Origin of the sequence: Acinetobacter beijerinckii CIP 110307 (assembly GCF_000369005.1) — a bacterium.
Lineage (GTDB): Bacteria > Pseudomonadota > Gammaproteobacteria > Pseudomonadales > Moraxellaceae > Acinetobacter > Acinetobacter beijerinckii.
Genome location: NZ_KB849763.1, coordinates 335572 through 353420, shown reverse-complemented (window position 1 = coordinate 353420; position 17849 = coordinate 335572). Strand labels below are relative to the sequence as shown.

Here is a 17849-nt window from a genome sequence, read left to right as displayed (position 1 = left end):
AACTTAAAATTAAGTTCAAGAGTAAGACCACCGAAAGCCAAAACAGTTTGCTGGCGACAATAGCAAGAGTGAACCACCTGATCCCTTCCCGAACTCAGAAGTGAAACCTCTTCGCGCTGATGGTAGTGTGGCACTTGCCATGTGAGAGTAAGTCATCGCCAGCTTTTAAATTCAAACACCTCTAACCTAACGGTTAGGGGTGTTTTTTATTGCAAAGATGAAAAGAGAAATATTACAAACAATGGTAGTATATTTAATTAATATATAAAAAATAGTATCTTAAGAAATGCTATTAGGAGTGACATGATTCTCTATGAACTTTTATCTGCAATTGGAATTGTCTATTTAGGTTTTTTAGTATGGAAGAGGTTAGAAAAACCTAAGGAAAAATATCAAGCACCTCGAGTTATTCGTGAATGGATATTAGATAATCCTGAAGGAGAACTTTATGTGGCATTTATAACAGCAGATCAAAAGGTCTGTTCTGCTTGTGGACGATATGCAATGTCCTCCGGTTCAACGAGTACAACTTGGTCTGGCTTTTTAGCCGGCGATCTAAATGATCTTGTGCGAAGAACCATGGGGCAGAAAGTATTAGATGAAATGATTGAATGCCTAAAACAACAAAATATAAAGTAGTTGATATTTTCATCATAAAAGATGCTATCTGCTTTAATAAGAGTTTTATTTAAACTGAATAATCATTTTCAGCTAGCTCTGGGCACGAAGCAGACTATTTACTACCATAAATATTTATTCTTTTGCTAGTTTTTGAACAGATAAGTCAGTTGAAAAGTTTTTTCCTTGTATGCGTAAACATTACTTTATGTTATAAATATTTATATCGGCATGTTTTTTGCTTGTTTTATAAAAGGAAGATCGTATGAAGTTATCTGTTGGATTGAAAGTTGCGAACAATCTATCGTTAACTCCTCAATTGCAACAGGCGATTCGTTTATTACAATTATCGAGTTTGGAGTTAGAACAAGAAATACAAATTCAATTAGATAGTAATCCATTGCTAGAAAAAATAGAAGATATCAATACGACTGAAAGTTTATCCACTTTAGAGGTTAAAGAATCAAGTGATTTGACGACGGAGTTAAATGCAGATCATTTACCAAATGATTTGCCTGTTGATACAGAGTGGGATGATATTTATACGCATCAATCAACTGCTTTGGCATCTCCTGAATTTGAAGAAAGAGAAGATAATCGTCAAATTCAATTGAGTTTAAAAGAACATATTTTAGAACAAGTTAATCTTCTGCACTTTTCCAACTTAGATAAGCTAATCGCATATTGCATTGTTGATTCTTTAGATGACAGAGGTTTTTTAGAAACTACATTAGAAGATATTTTATCAGCAGTTGTTGGTTTGCTGCATCAAATGGAAAGCGAAGAAGAAGTTGAAGAGGATGAGGTTGCCGTTGTTCTCAAACATATTCAGCGATTAGATCCTGTTGGGGTGGGTTCAAGAGGTTTAGCTGAATGTTTGAAAATTCAACTGGAAGCGTTAAATGATAAAACGCTTTATTTAAATGAAGCTAAAATTTTACTGAAAAATTATGAGTTATTAATTTCTAATGATTTAAATAAACTATTAAAGCAAACTGGATTGTCAAAAGATCAACTACAAAGTGCTGTTGATTTATTAAAAACACTGAAGCCTTATCCTGGATTGGAATTCGATCAACAAGAATCAGAATATCAGGTTCCAGATGTTGTCGTATTAAAGAAAGATCACCATTGGCAAGTGCAGCTTAATCCTGATGTTATGCCTAAACTAAGAATTAATTCATTTTATTCAAACATGATTCGTCGTGCAGATCAAAGTGATGATAATGTCTATTTGCGTAATCAGATGTTAGAGGCAAAAAACTTTATAAAAAGTATAGATGAACGACACAAGACTTTATTGAAAGTTTCAACATGTATTGTCCAACATCAACGTGCTTTTTTGGAACATGGGCCTGAGGCAATGAAACCTTTAGTTTTACGTGATGTTGCAGAGGAGGTTGAATTGCATGAGTCTACCGTATCGCGTGTCACGACCAATAAATATATGCTGACTCCACGTGGACTTTTTGAGTTGAAATACTTTTTTTCTAGTCATGTTGGAACAACATCAGGTGGCGAAGCATCATCTACTGCTATTCGTGCAATGATTAGAAAACTGGTTTCGAGTGAGAATCCTCGTAAACCATTGTCGGATAATGCGATAGCTGAACTGTTGAAAAATGATGGTATTGAAGTAGCACGAAGAACGGTCGCAAAATATCGTGAATCGTTACATATTCCTTCATCTTCTGAAAGAAAAGTCTTGATCTGAATTTGAAGCTGTGACTATTCTAAGCGTTCATTATTACGGAATAATGAATTTTTTTAATGATCACTAGAGGAATTACGGTAATGATTTAATGGATATTCAACATGTACATGCATTAAATCTATTTAAGTAATTCTCTTGAATCCAGAGAAAAAGGTGAGGGATAGAATTATGCAAATAACAATTCGTGGACACCATTTAACCATTACGCCAGCCATAGAAGAGAATATAAAAGAAAAGTTTAGTCAGATGACGAAACATTTAGATCAAGTAAATAGTATGCAGATTAAGCTGGCTAAAGATCATCAAATTGATAAACGTTCACATAAAGGCAGTGCAAACCATATTGCTGAAGCAATTATTCGTTTGCCTGGCGTGGAATTGTTTGCACAGGCAACAGCCGATGATATGTACACTTCAATTAGAAAATTAACTGATAAATTAAAAAGACAGCTTGCTAAACACAGGAAAATACAGTGCTCATATCAACATGAGCTTGCACTTTTGAATTAATTTATCCTGTGTATAAGAGGCTTGTTATCGAGCCTCTTTTTTTTATTGATAAAAAAAGAAACTGCTTACTGAATTATCTGAAAAAGTTATAGTAAAATGTTTCGTTTTACACCGATGGTTGTATAAGAGGTCTTGTTAATGAATATTGAGCAGCTCACGCAAATTTTAAAAGAAGCTTTCCCTGAAGCAGAAGTAGCAGTGAGCGGTCAGGCTGGAAAATTTGACCTTCGAATTGTCGATGATCAGTTTGAGGGTAAAAGAACCGTCACTCGCCAACAAGCAGTTTATGCACCTTTAAATTCTTATATCGCGAGTGGTGCAGTGCATGCTGTTACGATTCGTGCAATGACAAAAGACGAATGGCGCAAAGCAAGCCTTTTCGGAGCCTAAATATTAATGGATAAATTTTTAATTACGGGCGGTGTTAAGCTCGAGGGTGAAGTACGTATTTCTGGCGCTAAAAATGCTGCTTTGCCTTTACTCGCAGCAATGATTCTTGCTGATTCCCCAACTACGTTAACCAATGTACCCAACCTAAAAGATGTTAACACCTTAGTGAAATTGATCGCGGGTTTAGGTATCACCATGAGTTATGAGGGTGATATTGTTCGAGCTGATGCGTCGACCTTAGACAATCAATTCGCACCTTATGAACTTGTAAAAACCATGCGTGCATCTATTTTGGTATTAGGTCCATTATTAGCACGTTATGGTAATGCCAAAGTTTCACTTCCTGGTGGTTGTGCAATTGGTTCACGTCCTGTCGATCAGCATTTGAAAGCTTTAGAAGCTTTAGGTGCACAAATAGAAGTTGAAAATGGATATGTCCACGCTTCTGTAGATGGCCGCTTAAAAGGTGGCGAAGTCATTTTTGATATGGTCACTGTCGGTGGAACCGAGAATATCTTGATGGCTGCTGCATTGGCAGATGGTGTGACCACGATTCGAAATGCGGCTCGTGAACCTGAAATTACTGATCTTGCGCAAATGTTAATTAAAATGGGTGCGAAGATCGAAGGTTTAGACACTGATACTTTAGTGGTTACTGGTGTCGAAAGTTTACACGGCTGCGAATATGCTGTTGTTGCGGATCGCATTGAAACAGGCTCATATTTAGCCGCAGCTGCAATTACTGGTGGTCGAGTTAAAACGACTCATACTGATCCAGTATTGTTAGAAGCGGTCTTAGATAAATTTGAAGAAATGGGTGCAGAAGTCACACGTGGTGATGACTGGATTGAGCTAGATATGCAGGGTAAACGCCCGAAAGCAGTCAGTTTTAGAACATTACCACATCCAGATTTTCCAACTGACATGCAAGCTCAATTGATGGCAGTCAATGTGATAGGTCGTGGTTTTGCAACGATTTCAGAAACAATTTTTGAAAATCGATTTATGCATGTACCAGAACTTTCACGTATGGGTGCGAATATTCAAGTTGAAGGTCATGATGCTGTTGTTACTGGAGTTGAAACACTTCAAGCAGCGCCTGTTATGGCAACTGATTTACGCGCTTCATTTTCACTTGTACTTGCTGCTTTGGTTGCTGAAGGTGAAACACTGATTGATCGTATCTACCATATTGATCGTGGTTACGAACATGTGGAAGAAAAATTGCAAAGTTTAGGTGCTCAGATTAAGCGAGTAAAAGAATGAATGACTTAAGAAACGATGATCCAAATTTTGATGTAATGGGAAATTTTGATCATGGTTTAACTTTAGCACTCAGTAAAGGTCGTATTTTAAAAGAGACATTGCCCTTACTAGAAAATGCGGGCATTAATTTACTTGAAGATCCAGATAAATCTCGTAAATTGATTTTTCCAACAACCCATAAAAAAGTTCGTATCTTAATTCTACGTGCTTCTGATGTGCCGACTTATGTTGAAAATGGCGCAGCAGATTTCGGTGTTGCAGGTAAAGATGTTTTGATGGAGCATGGCGCTCAGCATGTTTATGAGCTTCTTGACTTAAAAATTGCGAATTGTAAGTTGATGACAGCAGGTAAAGTTGGCATAGAACGTCCAAAAGGGCGTTTAAAAATTGCAACGAAGTATGTCAATTTAACACGTCAGTATTATGCAAGCCTTGGTGAGCAGGTTGATGTAATCAAGCTATACGGATCAATGGAACTCGCACCCTTAGTTGGATTGGGTGATTACATTGTTGATGTGGTGGATACCGGTAATACTTTACGTGCTAATGGATTGGAGCCGTTAGAGGAAATTTGCAAAGTTTCTTCGCGGCTGATTGTCAATAAGGCGAGCTTTAAACGTAAGCAAGCAGTACTTAATCCAATTTTGGTGCAGCTAGAAGAAGCTATTAACGCTAAGCAACAATAAGCTGTGAGATCAAAATAAAAAAGGTTAACTTCGGTTAACCTTTTTTATTTCAGCGTTCTAAGTAGAATAAAACCTAGTCATTCTAAAGTTATCTATAATTCAATAAATGTAAATATGAATAGGTCGAATCTCTAATTATTGAAAAGTCCATTCTTTTTCATCGACTTTTTAGGCAGAGATGTTGCCCACAAATGCGATGAAAAAGAGTAAACTTAGTCTTCTATTTTTTGCCTCGTGGGTAAATTGATGCGACGTTTATCGACTCAGGATCAAAATTTTAAACAGACTTTTGCTGAATTGTTAGCATTTGAAACTGTAAATGATCCTCAACTCATACAAACTGTAGATCAAATTATTGCTGATGTTCGTCAGCATGGTGATGATCATGTGCTTAAATTAACGCAGCAGTTTGATCGACATCCAGCGCATCAATTTTCAGATTTAGAATTGACTCAGGCTCAATTGAAAACAGCATTTGATGGTTTAAATGTTGAAATCCGCGAAGCTTTGGAGCTCGCTGCAAAACGCATTCGTTCTTTTCATCAAGCACAGAAACAAGAAGGTTGGACTTATATAGATGAGTTAGGTAATACACTCGGTCAAAAAGTCACACCGCTAGATCGCGTTGGGATTTATGTGCCTGGTGGATTGGCTTCGTATCCATCTTCGGTATTAATGAATGCATTACCTGCTCATGTGGCGGGCGTTCCAGAAATTATTATGGTCGTTCCTGCACCAAATGGTGAATTGAATCCATTGGTTTTGGCGGCGGCTTATTTAGCTGGGGTAAGTCGAGTTTTTACTATTGGTGGCGCGCAAGCTGTTGCTGCATTGGCATATGGAACTCAAACGATTCCTGCGGTTGATAAAATTACAGGTCCAGGAAATCGTTTCGTTGCTGCTGCAAAACGTGCAGTGTTTGGTCAAGTCGGTATTGATATGATCGCAGGGCCTTCGGAAATTCTAGTTTATGCCGAAGGTGCGAATAATGCTGAATGGTTGGCGATGGATGTATTGTCTCAAGCAGAACATGATACTGTTGCTCAAGCCATTTTTATTACTCCTGATGAAGCACTCCTAAACGCAGTAGATGCAGCAATTGAAAAACATTTAAGTGCGCTGCCGAAAGCAGAAATTGCTCGAACTTCGATTCAAAATCGCGGTGCTTTAGTATTAGTGAAAGACCGTGCGGAAGCAGTGGAACTCATCAATCAGGTCGCGCCAGAGCATCTAGAGTTATGTCTTGATGAGGCTGAATTGATGAGCCAAGAAATTCGACATGCGGGTGCAATTTTTATGGGACGTTTTACACCTGAAGCGATTGGTGATTATTGCGCAGGTCCAAATCATGTTTTACCAACTTCTGGAACAGCACGCTTTTCATCGCCTTTAGGTGTTTATGATTTTCAGAAGCGCTCAAGTTTGATTATGTGCTCGCAAGAGGGTGTTAAAACTTTGGCGAGAACAGCAGATATTCTTGCAGTTGAAGAAAATCTTGATGCTCATGCACGTTCAGCACGTTACCGTTATCAATAACCGATTCGAGAAATAGATAGGGGCTGATAAGCCCCTTTTTTAAAGATATATTGAGAGTAGAACAATGACATTAACAAGCGATAAAATGCGTTTTTGGAGTCCCGAAGTTCGTGAACTAGAGCCTTATGTGCCAGGCGAGCAACCTAAAATTCAGAACTTACTTAAACTCAATACCAATGAGAATCCTTATCCACCATCACCAAAAGTTGTAGCAGCAGTCCAAGCAGTTTTATCGAACAATGCAGACGCTTTACGTCTTTATCCAGACCCAGATGCGACGGTGCTAAAGCAAGCGATTGCTCACCAACAAAATGTCAATATTGACCAAGTTTTTGTTGGTAATGGTTCAGATGAAGTCCTAGCACATATTTTTAAAGCATTTTTTATTCAGAAAGAACCTGTTCTATATGCAGATATAACCTATAGTTTCTATCCTGTTTATAGTCAGTTTTTTGCAACTCAAACAAAGCAAATTCCATTGAATGAAAAATTCGAAATTGATGTGTCTGATTATACTCAGGAAAATGGTGGTATCATCATCACTAATCCAAATGCACCAACTAGTATTGCTTTAGGTTTAGATCAAATTGAACAGGTGCTTAAAGCAAATCCTGATCGAGTGGTTTTAATTGATGAAGCCTATGTCGATTTTGGTGCTGAGTCTGCAGTTGCACTGGTTAACCAGTATGAGAATTTAGTCGTTTGCCAAACCACGTCTAAATCACGATCGTTGGCAGGTTTACGCGTTGGTTTTGCAATTGCTCAAAGCCATTTGATTGCTGCACTTGAAGCGGTAAAAAATAGTTTTAATTCTTATCCAATTGATCGTTTTGCAATTGCTGCTGCTGTAGCATCATTTGAAGATCAGGAATATTTTGAAACGCAATGTCAAAAAGTAATTGAGAGCCGGGAGCACTTGGTAAGTGATCTTACTGCTTTAGGTTTCGAGGTTTTACCATCAAAAGCGAATTTTATCTTTGCGACGCATCCGCAACATGATGCCGCACTGTTAGCTCAGCAACTTCGTGATCAAGGCATTATTGTTCGTTACTTTAATAAACCACGAATCAACCAATATTTACGCATCACTATTGGTACTGATGAACAAAATCAGCGTTTAGTAGATACACTTAAAACGCAGGTTTTATAAATTTATATTGAAAATAATCAGTGTTTGTTTATCTGCCATGTATTGAATAAATCAAGCATGGCAGAAATTTTATCAAAACATTCTTGATATTCAGCTTCTGCATCAGAAGCAATTGTAATCCCGCCACCTGCCCAGATCGATAATTCATCTTGATAATTTTGGATGCTACGAATCAAGATATTCCAACAACCTGTTCCATCAAAATTGAAGTAACCTAAGCTACCGCAATAAGCACCACGTGGTGCACCTTCTAATTCTTCAATAATTTGCATTGCACGAATTTTGGGTGCCCCTGTAATTGAACCACCTGGGAGGGCAGACAATAACATTTGCATTGGATTTACTTGTTCTTTTAAAGTTGCGGTAATTTCACTCACCATATGATGAACTTGGTTAAAGCTTTCTATTTCAAATAATTTTGTGGTGTTTACTGATCCCGTTTCTGCATAAATACTTAAATCATTACGAAGTAAATCGACAATCATGACATTTTCAGCTTGATCTTTCTGAGAGTTTCTAAGCTTTGCTTTCGATATTTGATCTTGTTCAGCATCATCAAAACGAGGCATTGTTCCCTTAATTGGGCGTGTTTTTATTTTTCGATCATTTTGAAATTCAATAAACAACTCAGGTGAACAACTGAGTAATTCAAAATCATTAATTTTTAGATAGCCAGCATAAGGTGCATGGGTTAGCTCCCATAAATCCTGCGCACGGCTTAATACTGAACCTTGAGAACGAGCTGAGAATTCTTGCGTCAGGTTAATTTGATAACAATCACCTGCTTTAATATATTCTTGTACTTGATTAAAACTGTTTAAATACTCTTGCTTAGACCATCTAGGTGAAAATTCCTCAATTAACAACAATCGATCTTGTTCGGCTTTTAAGGGTTGATTAATTAAATCTGATATGTATTGGTAAATACTGTCTGCTTCAAGATCATCACTATAAAAATACCAAGCATTCTTTTCAAACTTTAAAAAAGTAGAATATTCACCCAAGAAAAAACTGGGTTGCTGATGTGAATGCACTTTTATAAATTGATTGGCGCTAAAGTCATAGCTAAAAAAACCAATATAGCCGCCATGAAAGGATAGTGTGGATTTTTTATCATCTGTTGTTAAATTAAATTTTGCGAAATCTAAAATTGATGTTGAATGATTGATTTGTTGATATTGATTTAATCGACTTTGAGTAAATTGTATTGAGCTTGAATTTTGTAAAATTAAAAACTTCTTTGGTAAAAACCCAATAATAGGCGCGCTATTATCTTGTAAAAAAACTAAACCAGTTAGGTCTTTGAGCCGGGAAAGTAGGTCAAATGCTGAAGTAAATTGGCGATCAAGTTTTTGCTGAAAATACGACATAAAATGAAAAATACATTCATCAACATTTGGGGAATAAATTGTACTACAACCAAAAATTAGTATCGATTTTTATCGCATTTGATCATCTTAAATAGGGCTTTTCAAATCATGGATAGACTATTATTTATGAAATAAAGTTATAAAGGTCGCTTGAGGAGCAGGAAATGAATACTTGTTTACATTTGGAAACGTATTAGAGAATAATAAATGGTGAGAATCTATGTCGAAGATTCATGACAAGAAAAATCTAAAATAAAAAAATCTCGAACTATCTTAATGTTGTGAAATAAAGGCTCAAATAAATCTCAAATTAGGTGAACGCCGTTTGTCGGGATATCTACAAAAAAAGCTTAACAGGAGTTGAACATAAAATAACAAACCTGTAATTTAGTACTTGCTAAGCGAACTACTCAAGGATTGGAAGTTCAAGTTGTCATTAAGAAAAAAACGACCGTGGACAGTTTAGAGTAGTGAAAGTCAAAAAATAAATGCTCTTGGGAGAGTGCTCAATGAAAATGTTTACTAAACTTGCTTTAGTTTCTTCAATGGCGATTAGCGCAAATGCAATGGCTATGCAGTCAATGGATGATGCTGCACTAAGCGCTGCAACAGGTCAAGATGGTATCAATCTAGGTATCGGTATTTCAAAAATTGAAATCGAAAAAGTTTTAATCCATGATAATGATGGTTTAGACAGTACTTTAGTTGGCTTGGGTGGTACTGATACTGCTGGTGCGATTGTTATCAAAGGTAATGCAACTCAAACTAATGGTATTGTTATTACCCCAGGTACTACAACATTACCATCTCACAATTTAGCTGATATCACAATTGATACTGATGCTGGTGCTGGTGGTGGTAATACTGCATTCTTAAACGTTGCTGCTCAAGTTTCAGGTTTAAATATTGCAATTGGTGAAATTGGTGTTTCTGCTTCTGGTACAGCAGGTACTACTAATATCCGTCGTGGTAATGATTCTGCAAACTACAACGCTATTTTATCTGGTTTAACTTTAAAAACTGGTGTTACAAGCGCAAATATTCAATTAGGTGCTGCACCACAAGGCGCAATGATTGTATTGAATACTACTATGACTGGTGGTTTAGAAATTACTGATCTTGGTATTTTGGATAACTCTACTGCAAATGCTGCAGCAAGTCGTCCAGCGGGTGAAATTCGTATTGGTAGCATCAAAGTTGCTGACGCTGGTCTTACTGATTTGTCTGTAAATGCTAAAGTAAGTGTATTTGGTGCTTCTGCTACGACAGGTAATGGTTATTTACAAGTAATCACTGGTTCTGGTGCATCAACTCCTAAAACTGATATCTATGTTAGCAGTGTTAAGTTAGGTAGTGCTGCAGCTGGTTCAATCGGTGATGTTGAAGTTCAAGGTATGCAAACTTACTACAACGTAGGTGCTGGTGATGTTGCTGGTACGCGTATCACGATTTCTGGTCACTAATTTGTAATAAAAAAAAGCGCACTTAAGTGCGCTTTTTTTATGTAATCGAAAAACGAAATTAAATTTAAGATGAATATGTAAGTACATTCACGAATTTGTCCTATAAGTTTACCTAATTCGATATTTGGCTACATTTCGTCAAAAAAAACTAAAAAAATGCTGTTTTTTTTTATAAAAAAAGGTATCTTCAACAAACAGGGACATAGTGTCTTAGACACTAAAAATAAAATGAATAAGGCAAGTAGTGCCGCTGTTAAGAAAGAGACTTATGTTAGAGATTGCTCTAGGCTCAGCATTGATGTATTACTTTACAACGCAAGCCTTCGAAATAGAAAAAAAACCAGAGGGGACTGTGTATTACACAGAAACTTTAGATTCTCGTAATACATCCTTTGCTCGGAATCACCATGAAGCAATTACGATTAAACCCGCAATAGAAGACCAGTTCCGAGGAATTGTACGTCAAGCCTATGACTATAGTTGTGGTTCAGCAGCATTAACAACGTTATTGAACGGTTATGGTGGTCTAAAGCTTACTGAGCAACAAACAATGACGGGGTTGCTTCAATATGGGGAATACCAAAGAATCATTGAACGGCGAAGTTTTTCATTATTGGACATGAAGCGTTTCGTGACAGCATTAGGCTTAAATAGTGGTGGTTACCGAGGTGAGTTTTCAGATCTGACCTCTTTAAAGCAGCCAGCTATTGTTCCGATTACTTATGCTGGGTTTAAGCATTTTGTCGTATATAAAGCGTATAAAGATGGAAGAGTTTATGTAGCTGATCCATCATTAGGTAATATAAGCTTTGATGAGTCGCGATTTAAAGAAATTTGGGATAACAATACTTTATTTATTGTAGATATACCGGAGCAATACCGTAAAAATATGTTGGCCTTACAAGATGCTGATATGCGTCATGTGGAGGATGCAACGATCAATAAATATGCCTTAGCAGAAATCCAATTCCCAACACAAAAATTTGAACGTATGGCTGATAAAGCTTCGACAATGCGGCGTGTTTTGGACTCTGACCCAAATTCAGCAAATTATAACAAGCCAGTTACGACTTATATGCGTATGTACTATAAGCGAAAATAAACCAAAATTCAGTAAATTAAATGCATAAGTAGGACGTGTCATAATGAATAATCAATGGATGAATATGAGTGTGTTAGCGTTAAGTTTAAGCGCAATCACATCAACTCTTTATGCTGAAGAACAGCCTCAAATGACTCAGACTGAACAAGTTCAAGCTGAGAGTAGTAGCATAATAGAAACACCTGAAAATGCTGCATCACCAGTAAATAGTGGGGCAGATCAAGCTGCAAATGCCCTACAAAAGCAAGAGGGGGATGCTACTAAAGAGACCAACTTGCAAGAAGTGTTTACTTCAAATGAGCGTCAATATTCATTGATTAAAAAAGGCATTTTCTCTTCTTATTACGATATTGACTATACTTATTATCGTGATACTCGTGTTGATTCATCGTTGGTGAATGGTCAGTTGTATAATCTTCGATTTGAAGAAGATGCAAACCATACTTTGACCAATACTTTTACTGTTCAGTATGGTTTTTTGGATAATGTAACCTTATCTGCATCATTACCATTGGTGGCTAAAAAAGAATTATTAAAAGACACAACCGCTGCAGGTTTAGGTGATATTTCATTTGGTGCACGTTGGGAGCCATTTCCTCTGAAGCAAGGGCGTTTGCCATTGGTTCTTTTTGGTAACCTTTCTACGAAAACAGGTGATAGCCCTTATGAAATTGGAACTGATGAATTGTCTACAGGTAAGGGTTATTACTCTGTAGGTGTGGGGGCAAGTACACGTAAATATATTGACCCTGTGGTTTTGTTCACTTCTGTATCGGCTAACTATGGTCTGAAAGAAAGTGGTTTAAATCAGTTGCGCGGTGGTGCTGAAAATGGTCAGCGAGTTTTAGAAAGTTTTGATCCGGGTTTAAGTGGTGGTTTCTCTTTTGGCTTTGCTTATTCATTTAACTATGATGTTTCTTTAACAATGTCATACCAGCAAAGTTTTAACACTGGTGCGAAATTCTACTTCAAAAATGAAGAAAGCTTTAAATCGGCAGATCAAAGTAGTGCAATGTTATCATTTGCGCTAGGTGTGCGTGTTTCACCAGAAACGATTGTAAACGGTACCGTTGGTATAGGTTTAACAGAAGATGCGCCTGACGTTTCTTTAGGTTTATCTTTCCCGCTCGATATTATAGGTTTTGGTAAGAAGCTACGTTAAGGAGATGTAAAGGTGAAACATCCTAAATTATGTCCTTTAACGATTGCTGTTTTAGTTGCTGGACTATCCAATATTACGCATGCTCAACTTGGACAGGATTTGTCAGTTGATTTGCGTTCTTTAGCATTAGGTAATGCTGTTACAGCTGATCCCCCAGGAATTAGTGCTGTACACTTTAACCCTGCAGCATTGGCAAAACTTGAAGGTTTGCAAACAGATGTGCAAGGCATTCTTGCAAATTTTGCTATCAAAAGGGATTATTCTGCACCTGCTGGTTATAATGTTTTTGGTTACTCAGATGACCCACTTGTTTGTAATGATGGTCCAGAAGTTGATGCTAATATCTGTACTGATTTTAAGGGGACAGTGAGTGGTGATGTTGAATATGCAAGTATTTATGTTCCTATTCTGAAGAAAATTGTAGACCTAGGGCCTAATTCACCTTTAGCAGCTCCTACAGCAGGTATTTCATATAAGCCACCAGGTTCCAAAGTGACTTATGCAACTGCAGTTTATGCGCCATTAGTTGCAGGTTTTGGTGCAGAAGATGGTAATCCTAGTAATTACATGGGACAACAGGTTGCTTTAGAGCGTATTACATATCTTTCACCATCGTTTGGTTATCAAGTTAATGATCATCTATCGGTAGGTGCATCTTTTGGTATGTCTTACCAAGCAATTGCTATGAAGACTGATTTACGTTTTCCAAATGAAATGATCGGCGTATTGCGTATGGTCGATGAAGTCGTGTGTGGTCCATTTAAAGACAACGGCGACATCATTACCGATTTATTATTATTTGGTATGTGTAATGCCAAAGAAGGTATGAATCCATTTAATAAAATGGGTTCATTGGATGTCTCTCTTGAACAGTCATTAAGTCCGAGTTATAACTTGGGGGTCCTGTGGGAACCGACAGACGATTTTAGTTTTGGTATGGTTTATCAAAGTGAAGCTAAAATGCGTTTACGTGGCAAATACCTAATTAATAACGCAGTGGCACCGCAACAATTAGTGGCTGGTCTTAACTCATCTGCTACAGGGCAAATTCTTGCTGCAATCTTAGGTTTACCAGGCTTTGTTCCAAATGTTGAATCAGGTTTGGTTGCTATGGATTTTAAATATCCACAGCATTTCAAAGCTGGGATCAAATATAAAATCTTCCCAGACTTACAAATGAATTTTGATATTGGTTGGACTGACTTCTCAGCATGGGATAAATTTAAATTTGAGTTCGATCGCCAGATATCATTATTAAAAGTCGCAAAACTATTATCAGCTGATGTAACAGATCGTTCGCTAGCATTACCTTTAAAATTCCAGTCTTCATGGCGCTGGGGTATTGGTTTTGAATATTCGGCGACTGATCGTTTAAAACTACGAATGGGTTACGAGCCACGTACTAGTTCTATTCCAGATGATAAACGCAATACGATGGTACCGATTAATAATGCTCAATTATTTGGTTTAGGGATTGGTTATCGTTTTGATCAAGATACTGATTTGGATTTATCTTTGGGCTTTTTACGCAGCCGTGATGATATTCCTGCGAACAGCAGTAGTCTTGCAAATAAAACGGGTGTAGATAATATCTTGCTCAATCCTTATGCTGGTTTGAATATTAAAACCAATACCAAAGTAACCTTGCTTGGTATTAACTATAGAACTAGATGGTAATGGAAAAGAAAACTAATCAACGATCTAAACTTGCTTTGCTAACGTTATGTCTTACATTTGCAAGTGGAACGTATGTGTACGCTGATGGATTCTATACAATCATTGGACCAGATGGTCGTCCAATGATTGTGCCTAAAAGAATTGAAAATAAATCTTTAGATTCTGATAATCGTGTTACCGAAACAGTTAAACGAGAAATACCAGTCCAACAGCAATCACAAGAGAAGCAGCAGATAAATAACCCATTAGTGGTTGATTCAGCTCAATCTAAAAAACAAACGCAACCAAGAGCTGAAAATGGAGTCGAGATAAATAACAAGGCTCACCAAGTTGAATCAGTTAACAAAATAGAACTAAAAGCTAGTCCAAAGAGAGAACAGCAAAAGTCAGTAAAATTAAATGTAGAACAGCCAAAAATTATTTCCTCTACAGCTCCTACTTTAGTTGTTCAAAATTTAGATAAAACTGAGGTTTCGCCGACAGGAAATGAAACTAAACCATTCACTAATATTGACGGAACTGAATACGTAAATAATGAATTTTTGGAGAATCAAGAATTTAATTTAGAAGGCAAAAAAAGATTTTATTCTTTCCCAGACGGCAGTGGTCGTATGGAGACGATTGAACGGAAGAAAGGAGTCAGTCGCTCGGTTCTTGACAAAATATTGGGAAAACAACCAACTAGCTCAACTACAATTGCACTAGCTGAAAACTATGTCAGATTATCTGCTGAAGATTTAGCAATAGCATTTGAAAATGATCGCTGCTTCTTACAAGATTATTCAAAATCTATTAAAACACTAACATCGCAAAAAGAAATTGGGCTTTGGCCGCGTAAGCCACTGAAAGAAAAATTTGAATATGAAGTGGTTAAAATTGATTCCAAAGTTGACTACATTCAAGTTGATTCTTATGCATCTAGTAATCAGAAACCTAGTTATTATTGGCCATTAATTGTATTTCTTGATGATAAAGGATGTATGCAAGAGGGCGTAAGTGGCTTTAAGAATGGATTAACTCCAGCGACATTACTTCAACATTCAGCCATACATGGCGTGGTTAAAATACCTCTGAATACCAAATATCTAATGATGACTCCCTTAGCATCGGCTGTGGATGTCAGTGAGCAAGAACTTTCAAATCAAGGACAGATCAAAATTTCTGTTTTACAGTAATTAGAAATTAGGAATAATTGAGCATGGATAAAAGAATATTATTACCATTTACACTCTCTGCATTAACATTAATTTTGAATGGTTGTGGTGGTGAAAGTACTAAAATTAATGAGGATCCAACACGTGGTAATGGTATTACGACCAGTACAAGTTGTGATGTAACTTCGGCTGATTGTTTGCAGTTTGTTATGGATTATCCAGTTGCAGGGCTAAACTTTGATTGTAGTACGGATAAGGTTAATCATTTCATTACAAAATTAGAAAGTAACGTCGTCACAGGGGCGTGTAAATTTGGCGATAGTGTAACCTTTTACATCCAAGGTGAAAGTGCCAAGAAAATTACGCTTGGTACCGTGAAATTAGATAATGTTGCCAAACTAAAAATGGCGACTCCACCACGTATCCGTTTAATTGATATTGCTATGGGAGCAACAGGCAAAGCTCCAACATCACTGAGTATGAGTGATGATACGATTAAAGTAGCGATGGCATATATCAAAATATTACAAAGCTTAGGTGTTGAACAAAATTCAAATGTAGTTGGTGACATTCAACCTACTGAAATCACCAAAGAAAAAAGAAATGATTTAGATAAAATTGAAAAAAATGTAGAAGTTCAGCAATTAATTTCAGGTGAATATATTGAAATTTTAAAACCTTGGTTGAATTTAGAGCCAGTGACTGATGAAACAGCATTCAAGTTATTAATACAGTTAATTAATCTTTCTAATACTGGTATTTGGCAGGCAGATCTACCTATTGCAAAAGCAGGTGGTGAAGCGGGTGCTATAAATACTACAAATACTCGACCTGATGGTTTTTTTGGTTGTAATAAAGAAGATTATTCAAAATGCACAACCGATAAAACTAATTTGCGACATTCGATGGGTAACTTCTTACTTTTATCTGATCGTCAAGGCTATATTTTAGGTTATGGTCAACAGTGGCGCGGACCAGCAACAATAACCAATGATTTGGTTCTTGCGCCTTATGTTTTAACGACTAAAGTTAAACCGCTTAAAATGCAATTAAATGCTCAAAATGTTTGGCTTAATCAAATCACGCAATCGATTAATCCTGATCAAAAGTTAAATTTTAGTTTAAGTGATAATGCAGCAGAAAACTTATCAATCAAGCAAGGTAAGGTGATTAATGGTAATACCATTGCAGGTACTGCTGGTATATATAGACAACTCATGAAATTAAAAGAGACTGATGCAGTTGATAATTCTCTACTCGGTTTATGGGAGCAAAATATTGATAGTCAACTATATAAAGGTACGATCGATATTGTAAAAGTAAACCCTTCAAGCTATTTGGCAAAAGATATTTTTAAGACCGAAGCAAATGTGAATTCACAACAGCAATATATCTTCCCACTGTATGCAACATTAACTTTTAGATTCCAAGAGACTAGTTTTCAACCAGTCGATCTCGGAATTATGATTGATGAAAATGGTGATATTCGAACAGATATTAAGGCCAATGCGACAGCAACTGATAAATCAGGGGTGTGTGCTACAGTTAAATCTGTGAATTCAGATGGAACAATTACTGACAGCAATGATCAAATTCAATACCGTATTGGAACGACAGGTGCAACATTATTCTCTACCAATGATAAATCAATCTCGGTCAGAATGATTTTGTCCAACCCTAAATTTGGTAATGTTGATGGTGCATTGTTTGGATTGAATTTAAGTGCGGGTACGGGTGCTAAAATTAATATTCACAATTTGCTAGCTGGTCAATCCTCAGGTATTAACCTGACTAACTTTTCAAACAATACGGTTACTTGGTCAAATACTTTTGCAGCTTATCAACTAGTTTATAATGAGCTTTATGATAAATTGACGACTGAAGAGAAAAATAAGTATGTTGCTCCAACCACAGAAGAAAGGGATTTAGCTAAGAGATATTCGGGTACTGTAACAATTAAAATTGCAGACCAAAATATTCCTGCATGTAAAGCAATTAAAACAAAGTCTTAAGCATTAAATAAAAAAGACCGCAAATGCGGTCTTTTTTAT

General features: G+C 36.7%; 15 protein-coding genes and 1 rRNA gene. 15 read left to right on the top strand and 1 reads right to left on the bottom strand.

Going from position 1 to position 17849, the window contains the following annotated elements; all coding sequences use genetic code 11:
* Nucleotides 1–49 precede the first annotated feature (49 nt).
* The 9 genes from rrf to hisC all read left to right on the top strand — a co-directional run bounded on the left by rrf (nucleotide 50) and on the right by hisC (nucleotide 7870).
* A 5S ribosomal RNA gene (rrf, locus tag F933_RS01675) occupies nucleotides 50–164 on the top strand.
* Nucleotides 165–303: 139 nt separating this feature from the next.
* The gene (locus F933_RS01670; protein ID WP_005057793.1) at nucleotides 304–639 is read left to right on the top strand and encodes a hypothetical protein; all 336 of its coding nucleotides are present in this window, start codon (nucleotides 304–306) and stop codon (nucleotides 637–639) included.
* Nucleotides 640–883: 244 nt separating this feature from the next.
* The gene (locus F933_RS01665; protein WP_005057791.1) at nucleotides 884–2332 is read left to right on the top strand and encodes an RNA polymerase factor sigma-54; all 1449 of its coding nucleotides are present in this window, start codon (nucleotides 884–886) and stop codon (nucleotides 2330–2332) included.
* Nucleotides 2333–2500: 168 nt separating this feature from the next.
* Nucleotides 2501–2842, top strand: a complete 342-nt coding sequence (gene hpf, locus F933_RS01660; RefSeq protein ID WP_005057789.1) for a ribosome hibernation-promoting factor, HPF/YfiA family — start codon at nucleotides 2501–2503, stop codon at nucleotides 2840–2842.
* A 138-nt stretch (nucleotides 2843–2980) separates the two neighbouring features.
* Nucleotides 2981–3232, top strand: coding sequence for a BolA family iron metabolism protein IbaG (ibaG, locus tag F933_RS01655; RefSeq protein WP_005056857.1), 252 nt, complete (start codon nucleotides 2981–2983; stop codon nucleotides 3230–3232).
* Nucleotides 3233–3238: 6 nt separating this feature from the next.
* Entirely contained in the window at nucleotides 3239–4498 is a 1260-nt protein-coding gene (gene murA, locus F933_RS01650) for a UDP-N-acetylglucosamine 1-carboxyvinyltransferase (protein WP_005057787.1), read from the top strand.
* Entirely contained in the window at nucleotides 4495–5184 is a 690-nt protein-coding gene (gene hisG, locus F933_RS01645; protein WP_005057785.1) for an ATP phosphoribosyltransferase, read from the top strand. Before murA ends, hisG begins: the two co-directional genes overlap by 4 nt.
* Nucleotides 5185–5430: 246 nt before the next feature.
* Nucleotides 5431–6720 carry a histidinol dehydrogenase gene (gene hisD, locus F933_RS01640; RefSeq protein ID WP_005057784.1) on the top strand — a complete coding sequence of 430 codons (1290 nt, stop codon included), beginning with the start codon at nucleotides 5431–5433 and terminating at the stop codon, nucleotides 6718–6720.
* Between the two features lie 64 nt (nucleotides 6721–6784).
* The gene (gene hisC, locus F933_RS01635; protein WP_005057783.1) at nucleotides 6785–7870 is read left to right on the top strand and encodes a histidinol-phosphate transaminase; all 1086 of its coding nucleotides are present in this window, start codon (nucleotides 6785–6787) and stop codon (nucleotides 7868–7870) included.
* Nucleotides 7871–7887: 17 nt separating this feature from the next.
* Here hisC and pabB read toward each other — a convergent pair whose 3' ends face one another.
* Nucleotides 7888–9240 (bottom strand): aminodeoxychorismate synthase component I, encoded by a 1353-nt coding sequence (pabB, locus tag F933_RS01630; protein ID WP_005057781.1) that lies wholly within the window; start codon nucleotides 9238–9240, stop codon nucleotides 7888–7890.
* A 509-nt stretch (nucleotides 9241–9749) separates the two neighbouring features.
* Between pabB and filA the strand changes: the two genes are divergently transcribed.
* The 6 genes from filA (at nucleotide 9750) to filF (ending at nucleotide 17810) form a co-directional block, all read left to right on the top strand.
* Complete coding sequence (gene filA / locus F933_RS01625) at nucleotides 9750–10703, top strand: putative pilus system protein FilA (protein ID WP_005057779.1); 954 nt, start codon at nucleotides 9750–9752, stop codon at nucleotides 10701–10703.
* 268 nt (nucleotides 10704–10971) lie between these two features.
* Nucleotides 10972–11805, top strand: a complete 834-nt coding sequence (gene filB, locus F933_RS01620; protein ID WP_034710282.1) for a putative pilus system C39 family peptidase FilB — start codon at nucleotides 10972–10974, stop codon at nucleotides 11803–11805.
* A gap of 43 nt (nucleotides 11806–11848) precedes the next feature.
* Complete coding sequence (gene filC / locus F933_RS01615) at nucleotides 11849–12967, top strand: putative pilus system protein FilC (protein ID WP_005057776.1); 1119 nt, start codon at nucleotides 11849–11851, stop codon at nucleotides 12965–12967.
* 12 nt (nucleotides 12968–12979) lie between these two features.
* Nucleotides 12980–14644, top strand: coding sequence for a putative pilus system OmpP1/FadL family transporter FilD (gene filD / locus F933_RS01610; protein WP_005057775.1), 1665 nt, complete (start codon nucleotides 12980–12982; stop codon nucleotides 14642–14644).
* The gene (filE, locus tag F933_RS01605) at nucleotides 14644–15819 is read left to right on the top strand and encodes a putative pilus assembly protein FilE (RefSeq protein ID WP_005057773.1); all 1176 of its coding nucleotides are present in this window, start codon (nucleotides 14644–14646) and stop codon (nucleotides 15817–15819) included. The genes filD and filE overlap by 1 nt, the downstream gene beginning before the upstream one ends.
* A gap of 23 nt (nucleotides 15820–15842) precedes the next feature.
* Nucleotides 15843–17810 carry a putative pilus system protein FilF gene (gene filF / locus F933_RS01600; protein ID WP_005057772.1) on the top strand — a complete coding sequence of 656 codons (1968 nt, stop codon included), beginning with the start codon at nucleotides 15843–15845 and terminating at the stop codon, nucleotides 17808–17810.
* Nucleotides 17811–17849 lie beyond the last annotated feature (39 nt).